General features: G+C 69.9%; 11 protein-coding genes and 1 pseudogene. 3 read left to right on the top strand and 9 right to left on the bottom strand.

The window, feature by feature from the left end; translation table 11 throughout:
- A pseudogene (locus CCN44_RS17270) lies at positions 1-187 on the top strand (hypothetical protein); the annotation flags it as partial.
- A gap of 66 nt (positions 188-253) precedes the next feature.
- Here CCN44_RS17270 and CCN44_RS17265 read toward each other — a convergent pair.
- Entirely contained in the window at positions 254-760 is a 507-nt protein-coding gene (locus CCN44_RS17265; RefSeq protein ID WP_237481817.1) for a nuclease-related domain-containing protein, read from the bottom strand.
- Positions 761-873: 113 nt separating this feature from the next.
- Here CCN44_RS17265 and CCN44_RS44060 point away from each other — a divergent pair, with 113 nt between their 5' ends.
- Positions 874-1,602 (top strand): hypothetical protein, encoded by a 729-nt coding sequence (locus CCN44_RS44060; protein WP_143649813.1) that lies wholly within the window; start codon positions 874-876, stop codon positions 1,600-1,602.
- Here CCN44_RS44060 and CCN44_RS45060 read toward each other — a convergent pair whose 3' ends face one another.
- Positions 1,603-1,755, bottom strand: coding sequence for a hypothetical protein (locus CCN44_RS45060; RefSeq protein WP_167403995.1), 153 nt, complete (start codon positions 1,753-1,755; stop codon positions 1,603-1,605).
- On the opposite strand from CCN44_RS45060, the gene CCN44_RS17250 reads away from it, so the two are divergent.
- Positions 1,730-2,659, top strand: a complete 930-nt coding sequence (locus CCN44_RS17250) for a recombinase family protein (protein WP_086698160.1) — start codon at positions 1,730-1,732, stop codon at positions 2,657-2,659. The two genes, CCN44_RS45060 and CCN44_RS17250, sit on opposite strands and share 26 nt — an antisense overlap.
- 391 nt (positions 2,660-3,050) lie before the next feature.
- Here the strand turns inward: CCN44_RS17250 and CCN44_RS17245 are convergent, their stop codons facing one another.
- The 7 genes from CCN44_RS17245 to CCN44_RS17210 all read right to left on the bottom strand — a co-directional run bounded on the left by CCN44_RS17245 (position 3,051) and on the right by CCN44_RS17210 (position 9,605).
- Complete coding sequence (locus CCN44_RS17245; RefSeq protein ID WP_086698159.1) at positions 3,051-3,554, bottom strand: hypothetical protein; 504 nt, start codon at positions 3,552-3,554, stop codon at positions 3,051-3,053.
- 79 nt (positions 3,555-3,633) lie between these two features.
- Positions 3,634-3,966 carry a hypothetical protein gene (locus tag CCN44_RS17240; protein ID WP_086698158.1) on the bottom strand — a complete coding sequence of 111 codons (333 nt, stop codon included), beginning with the start codon at positions 3,964-3,966 and terminating at the stop codon, positions 3,634-3,636.
- 52 nt (positions 3,967-4,018) lie between these two features.
- Complete coding sequence (locus CCN44_RS17235) at positions 4,019-4,921, bottom strand: ArdC-like ssDNA-binding domain-containing protein (protein WP_208639789.1); 903 nt, start codon at positions 4,919-4,921, stop codon at positions 4,019-4,021.
- Positions 4,922-5,045: 124 nt separating this feature from the next.
- A complete protein-coding gene (locus tag CCN44_RS17225; protein ID WP_143649811.1) occupies positions 5,046-5,291 on the bottom strand; it encodes a hypothetical protein in 246 nt (81 codons plus the stop codon).
- Between the two features lie 371 nt (positions 5,292-5,662).
- Positions 5,663-6,307: a hypothetical protein gene (locus tag CCN44_RS17220; RefSeq protein WP_086698154.1), complete on the bottom strand. Its 645-nt coding sequence runs from the start codon at positions 6,305-6,307 to the stop codon at positions 5,663-5,665.
- 399 nt (positions 6,308-6,706) lie between these two features.
- Entirely contained in the window at positions 6,707-8,776 is a 2,070-nt protein-coding gene (locus tag CCN44_RS17215; RefSeq protein ID WP_237481816.1) for a zinc finger domain-containing protein, read from the bottom strand.
- Between the two features lie 553 nt (positions 8,777-9,329).
- Positions 9,330-9,605, bottom strand: a complete 276-nt coding sequence (locus CCN44_RS17210) for a hypothetical protein (protein WP_143649810.1) — start codon at positions 9,603-9,605, stop codon at positions 9,330-9,332.
- Between the last annotated feature and the right edge of the window lie 449 nt (positions 9,606-10,054).

Raw genomic sequence — 10,054 nt, 5'->3', positions numbered from 1 at the left:
GCCGGGCGCCCGGCCGCTGTTCCTGGTGGTCAGCTCCGGCACCTTCGCCCGTGAGCGGGTGGTGTGGGCGGCCCGACACGGGGTGCGGCTCGTCGACCGGACGCTGCTGGCGCGGTGGGCGGCCGGCGAGGAGCTGGCGGTGCTCCTCGACCTCGGCCTGGACGACGTCCAGCCGGACGCGTCGTAGCCGGTCGGAACATAGACGAAGGGCCCGGGAGACGTCCCGGGCCCTTGTGCGGTCGGCGGCCTCGGCTCAGCCGCCGTGCCGGGGCAGACGCTGCTCGGCCAGCTGCTCTACGGCGGTGACCCGGGCCGCGTCCCATCCGGGCTGGGGGGAGAGACCCGCCAGCATCCCGCGCAGCTTCTTGGCCTCGATCACGGTGACGCCGTGCAGCTCGGTGCGTCCGCGCGGCGCGGGCACCTTCGCCCCGTGCACGGCGAGGATCGGCCGGACCGGCACCTCCAGCGCCTTCTCGGCCTGCTGCGCCTCCCACACCACGGTCTGCAGCGCCTTGGTCTGGTCGTAGCGGCCGTACCGCAGCAGCCCGCCGGTGATGACGATGCGGGACTTCTTCGACTGCCAGTTCTTGCTGTCGACCAGGGCCACGCCGAACGGGCCGACGACCAGGTGGTCGATATTGGCGCGGCTGCCGGGGGAAGCGCGCAGGTTCGCGGATTCCTGGACGCGTATGGGCTCGAACCCGCGTGGGGTGCGGTGGCTGAGCCGAGAGTCCGGCGCGGGTTCGTGCCTGACGGGCAACCGACGGCCTGCGGAGACGCGTCCAGGCCCTGCCCGGCATTAACATCCGTGCGGTGTCGACGACTTGGGTAGCGCAGACGAAGAAGACGGGCCTGTGGCTCTTGCAGCCGCGCATGGAGGAGTTCATCGCCCAGGTTGCGTCATCTCTCGGACCTGGAGGAACTGTCACGCTGGTCCATGCGCCTGATGCGACGAGACGTCAGGACATTGAGATGCGCCAAGAGGTCCAGGCGTCGAGCCTCACCGACCTACTGACGGCCCTTGGCGATCCAGCGAGCGTGGAGGACCTGCGCATTGAGGGCCGCAAACCAGGCGAGACAGAGCCATGCATTGTGGCCCATTTCGGCGTAGCCAAGGAGGCTCGATCACCTGCGGGGCCGGACGTCGCAAGCGGTGTCCGCGTGACCGGCACTGATGAGAATTGGGTGCATAGCACCTGTGATCAACTTTCGACAATCTTGGAACCAGCTCAATTCTGGAGGCGGAAACGCCGGATTTGGCTTGAGTCCCTGGCCACCGGCACCTACATGGTGACGCTCGTCACATGGTTCGGGGTGTTCGTGCTTTGGGTGGTGCAGGATGAACAGCGGTCCAAAGGATGGGCGGTGATGGGTGGGATCGCTCTTGCGTATAGCGCCCTACTGAGGCTGATCGACGTGTATCTGACGAGAACGGTGCTGATCATCAGACCTCGACGCAGGGAACGTCTGCTGCTCGCGCTGAATAGCCACCACCGAGCCACGGTTTGGCCAACTGGCCTGCCGATGCCGTCGTTCATGACGATTCTGACCCTTCTTGGCGTGATCGCCGCCTTTGGCGCATGGCTGTTGCCGCGCAACTGATCAGCAGGGGAGGCGGGCGGTCTTCTCGGGGTGAGCGGCGGAGATGTAGCGCATCGCGGTGGTGTCGCTGATGCCGAACAGCCGCATGAGGCGGAGAGGGTCGGCGGTTTTGCGGGCTTCGTGGAGGATGCGGTCCTGCCGGAGCTGTGACATCGAGGCGTTCAGTTCGACCGACCAGCAGTCCACCGCCCGGCAGAGCCTCGTCCTGGACGAGGCCGGGATCGAGGCCCCGGTCGTCTTCGAGGAGGACCCGGGAACCTCCAGCCGCCTCCACCCCCTTCAGCGCCCGAAGTTCCGCGAGCTGCTGACGTACGCGCGGCCGGGCGACACCGTGCACATCTCCGAGATGTTCCGCCTCGTACGCGGCACCGGCCACATCCTCGACGTGCTCGACGTCCTCCATCGCGACCAGGTCGCGCTGCGCATCCACGACGGCGCGTTCTCCGCGATGGACCTCACTGCCCGCCACCCGCGCACCGGAGAACTGTTGTCCACCGTGAAGTTCATGGTGCAGACCCTCGCCGCCGCCGGCGAACTTCAGCGCGACCTCCAGCGCGAGCTGACGTACGACGGGCTGCGGGCCGCCGAGGCCAAGGGCAACAAGGGCGGGCGCCGCCCCGCGGTGGCGGCCGCGAAGACCGACGACGTACGCACCGCGTACCTGGAGGGCCGCTCCATCGCCGCCCTCGCCCGCGACCACGGCGTCAGCCGCGGCGCCATCCGCACGGCCGTCGCCGACCTCCTGCCCGACCGCACCGCCGCTGATGAGGACGGCCCGGCCCCGGAGCTGCCCGTCACCCTCGACATGCCCGGCAAGGTCGCCGACTACCTCCGCACCACCGAGCTGGAGCCCGCAGAGCGGGCCGCGCTCGACCAGGGGACGACCGTACGGCGCGGCCAGGGCTACACCCTGCGCGTCACCGCCGTCCCCGCCGTGCACCGAGGGCTCCTCGCCCGCTGCCAGCCGCTCGACGGCGGTCAGGGCTTCCCCGCGGTCCCGGCCCAGCGCAAGGCCCGACGCGAGTACGAGAACCGGGTCAGCGCACTCACCCCCTGAACAAGATCGTTCTCACCGATAATCGCTGTACCGATGTTCCCCGAGGCCGGTGAACGGCCGGAAGTGAGCTTTTCGGGTGCCCTCCCGGATCCTGTGGTCACGGGCCGACGGCTGTCCTCGCCGTACGCAGCGTTGGCATAGGGACGGCAGCAACCACCGGGTTCGGCGGCGCGCACCGGGCTGCAGTTCGCCGGCCTGCCGGCGGGCACTTTTTGGGACTGCTGGGTCCTGCGCGCCGGGCAGCGCTACCGTGGCCGGCCGTCGCGGACCGGGGTAGAGAGGGGGCTGCACCTTCGGTTCCCGCCTTGTAGACACGCAAGGGAGGGCCCCGTAGGGCCCTCACTGATTCGATGGTGCGTGGTTGCGCCCGGACTCCGTGTCCGGCGGCGGATCAGGCAGACTCGCGCCGGGCGCGGGTGGCGTCCCGGATGAACTGCTGGTAGCTGGCCACTGCGGGAACTTCCTTGGCGAACGCTGCGGGCACCACGACGATCCGGTCACACACGTGCACGTGGACGCCGGTGGCGAGATCGATCACACCGCCATCCAGGTGTCGGCGGGCGAACTCAACCGATTCCAGGATGTCGAGGTAGTGATCCATCGCCCAACCGGAGGCCTGTGGAACCGGCTTCCTGGGCCGGTAGTTCGCCATGTTGGTGCGGCACTCCCAGCAGTCGGCCTGGTTGTGTTCGGTGGGCGCGGCGAGGAAGGGCCTGCACAGGTAGCCGGAGAAGCGGTATCCCATCGGTGCGTCACCCAGGATCACGTCGTTGGGCTCCACGTCGGCGGCGTACGCGATGCGCACGAGCGGGATGACGGCGTCGGGGAGTTCGAGCATGTCCGCTGAGATCCGGCGCGGATACAGCGTGATCGGGAAGAAATCGACGTCGGTCATGATGCGGGTCTTTCGTTCGGGTTCTGTGAGGTGCAGGAGCGGGGTCTGCCTCCCCGCTCCTGCACCTCATAATTTACCCCTATCGGGAGTGCGGGTCAATCACTGGCGGCGTGTAATGGAAGGCGTCGGGCCACTCGTCGTCCTCCGTGGGAGCCTCGGCGTCGTAGTGCGCCCGACCCCGGTTGATCAGTACGTCGGGGTCCACGCCGTTGAGTCGGCCGAGATGGAGGAGATCTGCCAGCAGGTCTCCTCCGACCTCCAGGAAGGTGGCCTCGGGCATGTGCAAGGTGCCGTTGCCCATGAGCTGCTGTCCGGTCTGCTGGGCGAACGCCTGCAGGGCGTGGGCGGCCAGTGCGGCCTGGGCTCGGTTGCCCTCTGCGGGGTCGTTGCCCTCTGCGGGCTCATCGATCACGGGGTTCTCCCTTCCAGCGAACCGGGGGCCCTTGCCGGGCCCCGGCGGGTGGTCACTGCCCGGCGAGAGCGTCGAGCATCGCCCTGGCGGTCGTGATGACCCGCTCTCCGGTCTCCTGCAGAACGGCGGCGGGGTTGTCGGTGTTGGCCCTGCTCGCCCATCCCGCGACGTACCGGGCGGACTGGGTGGAGGTCTCCAGCCCGTAGGCGGCGGCGACGATGTAGGCGACGGATTCGGCCTCGGTCTCCATGCGGCCCCGGTGGCGGCGGTACTCGCCAGGGGCGGCGTCGATGTGACCACAGGCGATGTGGGCTGCTTCGTGCGCGAGTACCTTCGCGGCTGCGGCGTCCTGCGCGGTGCCGCCGACCCGGACGGTGCGGGTCTCGGGGTCGGTCCACCCTTCGGCACTGCCGCAGTCTCCGCGCTCCACGGTGTAGCCGCACGCGGTCACGTACGCCTCCAGCGCTTCCCACAGTCCTTCCGGCGCGGCGCCGCTGAGAGGGGCATAGGCGGGGATGTCGGCGGGGTCGGGGTGCCCCGGGAGCGGGTCGGTCTGGCTGATGTCGAAGACGCTGACGGGCCGGAAGATCACAAACGGCTGGCTGTCGTCCTGCTCGCCTTCCTCGCTGTCCTCGCCTCGGCGGCGCAGCGTCATCGGGGCGAGGATCCGGATCCCCCGTTCGCCCTTGCGGACCTGGCGCCCGCGCTTCTGCCAATCGCCGTACCCGGCAACGTGGGTGGCGTCGGGGCGCTGCAGCAGGATCAGCAGGATGTTACGGAAGGAGTAGCGGCCGATGCCGACGGCGGCGCGGAGCATCGCGCGCCACTCCTCGCTGTCGGTGAGGTTCTTCACCTGCTCGTCAAGCTTGGCTTTCAGGTCGGCGACCTCGGCGCGGGATGCCTCGGGGGAGGTCCGGCGGGCTCGGCGAGTGCCGCGCGTCCTGGTGCTGTTCATGTTGTGCACCTTTCGGGTTCTGTCGGTGCAGGGATCGGGTCCGCCCTCCCGGTTCCTGCACCTCATAATTTCCTCTTCCTGAGGATGGGTGCCCCCGGCTGGGATGGGGGCACCCACCGGTGCGTCAATCGCTGGAGACGATGACGTTGTGGCCGGTCAGCAGCAGCGCGACGGCGGTACAGAGAGCGAAGTCCTCGGCGGCCTTCTCGTCCCGGTTCTCGACGGGGACGGCGAACACCTCCTCGTCGTCGTTCCACCGGAAGCCGCGACCGTGCAGCACGTCCACAGCAGCGCCGTCGATGTCGGTCAACTCCTTGGGGGCGACGACGACTCCGTATTCGGAGTGGATGCCGACCAGGTACATGGTCATCCTTTCGTTCGGGTTCTGTTTCGTCGGACCGGGTCTGCCCTCCCGTTCCGACACCTCATAATTTACACCACAAGAGGGGTGTGGTCAACCTGTTTCCGCTGGTGAGAGGGTGTTTTTGCGGGTGTGATCTGAGCGGGTTAGCCGGGGGCGGCATGAGGGTGGGCGGCCCTGACATCGTGGGCTCGGGCCTTTACTGATCTGCTTCGCTGGTTGTGCGGGTAGGCCGCACCAGGGGGTCCGCGCTTGCGCGGAGGGGCGAAGCCCCCTTGCCCCCTGGGGTGGCCTGCCCGTGCGGCCTGTGGGGCGGGTCTGTCAAGGTTCGAGGGGTCCCGCGATGTCAGGGCCGCCCACCCGGCCCCTGTCCCGGCCTGCTACTCGGCGCCTGTTGCGCGGGCGAGGTTGCGCAGCAGGCGGTAGGCGCTGTCCTCGTGGATGCCGAGTTCACCGGCGAGAGCACGGGCGGTGAGGGTTTCACCGCGGGCCTTGGCGGCTTCGACGAGCAACTGCACACGGTGCAGTCGTGGGGTCAGGCCGGCGGTGGGCTGCGGGCCTGGCTTGGTGCGGGGCGCCTTTTCGTGCCGCTGGTGCCAGGCGAGGACATCGGGCCAGTAGCGGCGGCCGTCCTCGTCGGGGGCCGGGTAGGGGTCGGGGCTGCCGGCGGCATGCTTGCGGGCGTGGTAGCGCACGGCGGAGCGGTCCCGCAGGCCAAGGCGCTCTGCGATGTCCGCAGTGGTGACCCAGTCCCTGCGGGTGTCTTCGATCTCGGATGCGTGCAGCTGGACGCCGATGCCGTTCCGGTGACACCAGTCGGCGACCTGGTCCCGGTCGAACTCCTTGGTCCCGTCCGTTCGGGAGCCCCGGGTGCTGGGGAAGCCGCGCTCGGGAGTGTTGGCCCAGTAGTGGCGGATGTAGTGAGGGGTGCGGCCGGTAGCAGCCGCGATGTCGGCAAGAGTGATGCGCTCGCCGAGCGCGGCCAGGCGTTGCTGGAGCAGGCCGCGGGCCTCGTCTTCGGTCATTGGTGGTGTCCTGTGCGGTAGGGCCTAGACTGTTCAGGCCGGGTTTCTTGGGCGCGTGCCGCCCGGGGTTCTGTGCTCGGCGCAGGCCGGCGGTATCTGCCCGATGACCGCCGGCCTTTCGCTGTCTGCAGGGAGTCCGTCGTACGAGTGGTGCGCGGGCAGGCGCACAGGGCGGCCGACGCCGGAGCGGTTCCTGTCGGCCTGCGGTCGGTCCCCGTCCCAGCCGGGGACCGACCGCAGGCCAAGGCGCATGGCGCGCCGGCGATGCGCCTCATATTTTACCCCCACTAGGTCGACTGTCACCAGCCGGCTGAAGTCTCAATAACAAGCCCTGCGGTGGGTGATCGGTTTCAGAAAGAGCGGAGCAGCAGCGGAGGAATGCCACTGTCTGCCGTGACGTCAGGCGGTGGCGATGCGGCGCTCGATGCGGGCCCTGGCGGCGGCGTGGTCGCCCCGGCCGTCGGCGGTGCGTGGGTAGCGGCGCCGGGGCTGGCTGGCCAGTGTGGTGAGCACCAGGGCGGTCTGCTCGGGGTGCGTCTGGACGCCCGTGTGGATGCCGGCCTTGGGGGCGCGCATCCACTCCTCCTCACGCCTCCACCACCGGTACAGCTCGACTTCGATGGCGTACCGGCGTGCACGGCTCGCCGTGACACCGCAGCAACCCAGGGCCTTCGCCGCGGCGACCAGGGCGCCGGGCCGAGGGCGGTAGTACGGGGTGCTGGAACGTTCGGCGGCGAGCGCTTGGCGGGCGGTGTGCTGGTCGGCTCCACGGCGGCGGAGAAGGGCTCCTGTGGTCGTACGGCAGCGTTCGCCCGGGGCGGCCTGGCAGGTGGGGCACTCGTGGTGGACGGTCATCACGGCGCGCGTAGCGACCAACAGGTCCCGCATCCGCCCGAGGTGCTTGGCGACGGTGCGGGGGCGGTAGCCAGTGCGCTGGCAGACCTCGGCGAGGCTGAGGGCACGGTCGGCGTGACCGGCGAGCTGCTGGTAGACCCGGCCGGCGTGGTGTCCCAGCCCTCCGGCGTGCTGCTTGGTGGCGCGGCCGTAGGCGAACACGTCGGCCTGGCCGGAGGCAAGGCGGTGTTGGAGGAGGGAGGTCAGGGCGGCCCGGTGCTCCCCTAGGGGGGGCGGGGTTCCTTGTGTCCCACCCCGTGCAGCGGAGCCGAACGCGGGGTGCGAAGCGGTGACCGGGAGCAGCTCGTAGGTGCCCGCCTCACCCTCGTCGGTGGCCCGGCCCAGCCAGCTGTCGAGGGTGAGGCGGCCGAACGCGCGGTGCATGGTCGAGCGGCCGTGGCCGGTGGCGAGGGCGGCGCGGCGGACATCCAGGCTCAGCACGGTGCTGCCGGAGCGCAGCGCGAGCAGGCAGAACAGGTCCAGGGCTGCGCGGTCGGCGGGGCCGGACTCGGTGGCCCAGCGCTGCGGGCAGGCGTCGGCGGCCTGCTGCAGCTGCTCGACTAGGGCGACGGTCTCGGCGATGGTCTCGGTGCGCTGCAGGGACTCCTCGGTGTACGGGAGCGTGGCGGCGTAGGCGACGCAGCGGGCCCACTGGCGCTCCAGCTTCTCCTTGACGTCGGCCTGGTCCAGCGCCACGCGCAGCGTGCCGACCCCGGGCGCGGTGCACAGGTGCAGCAGCCCGCCCTCGCGGTAACGGCGGTCGTCCAGTAGGCGCTCGACCATGGGCAGCGTCCAGCGGCGCAGCGCCAGCCGCGTGAGCAGCGACCCGCACACCTCGCTGACCCGGTCGGCCGGCGGGCGGCGGGTGAGCAGCGCCATGGTGTCGCGGTCCAGCACGGTGTTGGGCGTGCCGGCGAGCCGGGGGCCCAGCCGGTCGTCGAGGACCTCGGCGAACGCGTCGCGGCCGACCACCTTGGGGCGGAAGTCCTCACGGGCAGGGACGGCGTCGATGATGAGCAGCAACCGCGTGAACGCCTCGGAGGGGTTGCGGCAGCTGGCGGGGGTGAGCAGGGCGGCGGCCCGGCGGGGGTCCGGCGGGCTCAGCAGCTCGCTGCGGCCTCCGTTGCGATGCGGGGCACCGATCGGGCGGACCGCGCCCGTACGGGACTTGAGCAGCCCGTAGTCGAGCGTGGGCAGGCGCTTGGCGGCGGCCACGGCGAGGGCCTCGACCAGGTGCGCGTCCAGCAGGGTCTCGGCGGCCACCCAGACGTGCCGTCCGCCGGCGGACCCGGAGGCGGCGACCACATAGGTCAGCCCGGCCTCCTCCAGCCAGCGCAGCAGGGTGGCGAGGTCGGGGCCGACTTCTCCGCGCTTGTCGTCCAGGTCGAAGCAGAGCCAGCGGTAGCGGCCGTACGCCGACGACAGGTAGACGGCGTACGGGCCGCGAGGGGCCCGGCGCAGGGAATGCAGGGAGCGCTCGACGTACTTGTGCCGCCACTTGCCCTCGGAGTTCTTGGTGTCGACGCGCACCGACAGCCGCGGGGACAGCTGCAGGAACAACTCCTGCAGGTCCACGCGCGCGGCCCGGGGGGCGGGCAGGACACCGGTATGAGGATTGTGAATCAGGGCAGATGACGGGCTGTGCACGCCCGGTTCCCCGGACACTCCGGGGGCGGGCATGAGCTGTCCGGCACCGTAGCTGTCCGCTACGATGGGAGGGCTCCTAACTCCATACGAACGCCGAAGCCCCCTCGCGCCTAGTTGGCGGAGGGCTCCGAGCGCGGCTCACCAGGTCGCTCAAGGGGTGCGCTTCTAACTCCGTGTGGTGAGGGCACCACCGCCCGGCAGGCGCTTGGGAAAGCGTCCTGCGGGGCTTGGCTCACCTCCTCCGTGTTGGTGCGAGGGGCCCGGTTGGGAAGCCGGGCCGCTCTAGGGCCAGCAGCGCCGGGAAGCGCTGTTCTTGCGGGGTGGTCGGCTGGGGAGTCGACCGTGGGTGGGTGTAACTGCAGGTAAAACAAATGGGGTTCAGCTCGCTGGGGAGTGAAGCTGAGTCCCCCGTACGTCGGATGGGCGCCGCCCCGGTTAGGTAGTTGGCCGGGGCTTTTTAGCGCCCTCCGACGCTGTCTGATCAGCCGGTCATAGGAAGTTCTCCCTGGTCCGGCTCGCCAAAGGCTTCGCGGGCCCACACCGGCCGACCGCTCTCGTCGAGCTGGTCGCGCCGGATGAGTTCCGCAACGTACTTGCCCATCGAGACCCCCGCAGCCTTCGCGTTGTCGTACGCGGCTTTGTGGACCTCGGCCGGGACCATGGGGGAGAGGCGTACGAGATCTCGCCGCTTCTTGTCACGCACCGGCGGCACGTACTCCCGCTCTTCTGCGTCTCGACTTCCGTAGGGCCTGGCCATGCTGGTGATCTTTCCTCACCAACGTTCATGTACGCAACCTCGTGACGGGTGTGTCGCCGGATTTTCCGCGTGGCGGGCGTTTAAGTTCCGGCCTCCCGCCACAAGGGAGGTGACGGGCAATCAGGCAAAACGGGCCCATTGCAGCGTGAAGCACGCGAACAACGGGACCGGCGGCGCTGGCCTTTGACCACGCCGTGACTTCACCCGATCCAGTCACCCGACGTCCCCTCCTTCACGGAACCTCGCTTTGCCGGATCTCGTGACACCTCTGTCCGCGGCCGTGCCCCGGACCGCGGAGAGGTCCGGGGCACGGTGGCCCGCCGGCTGCAACGAGGGGTGCGGGCTGGCGGGGGTCTGAGGTACCACCAGGTGCAACTGGGCAAGGGCTGGCCGGGTAACGCCGACCGGGACGACGGTGGTGGTACGCGGCGAGGGTCAGGGTGCTGGGC

Origin of the sequence: Streptomyces tricolor (assembly GCF_002155905.1) — a bacterium.
Classification (GTDB): domain Bacteria; phylum Actinomycetota; class Actinomycetes; order Streptomycetales; family Streptomycetaceae; genus Streptomyces; species Streptomyces tricolor.
The sequence above is the reverse complement of the archived record's forward strand: the minus strand, read 5'-3'. Positions and strand labels throughout refer to the sequence as shown.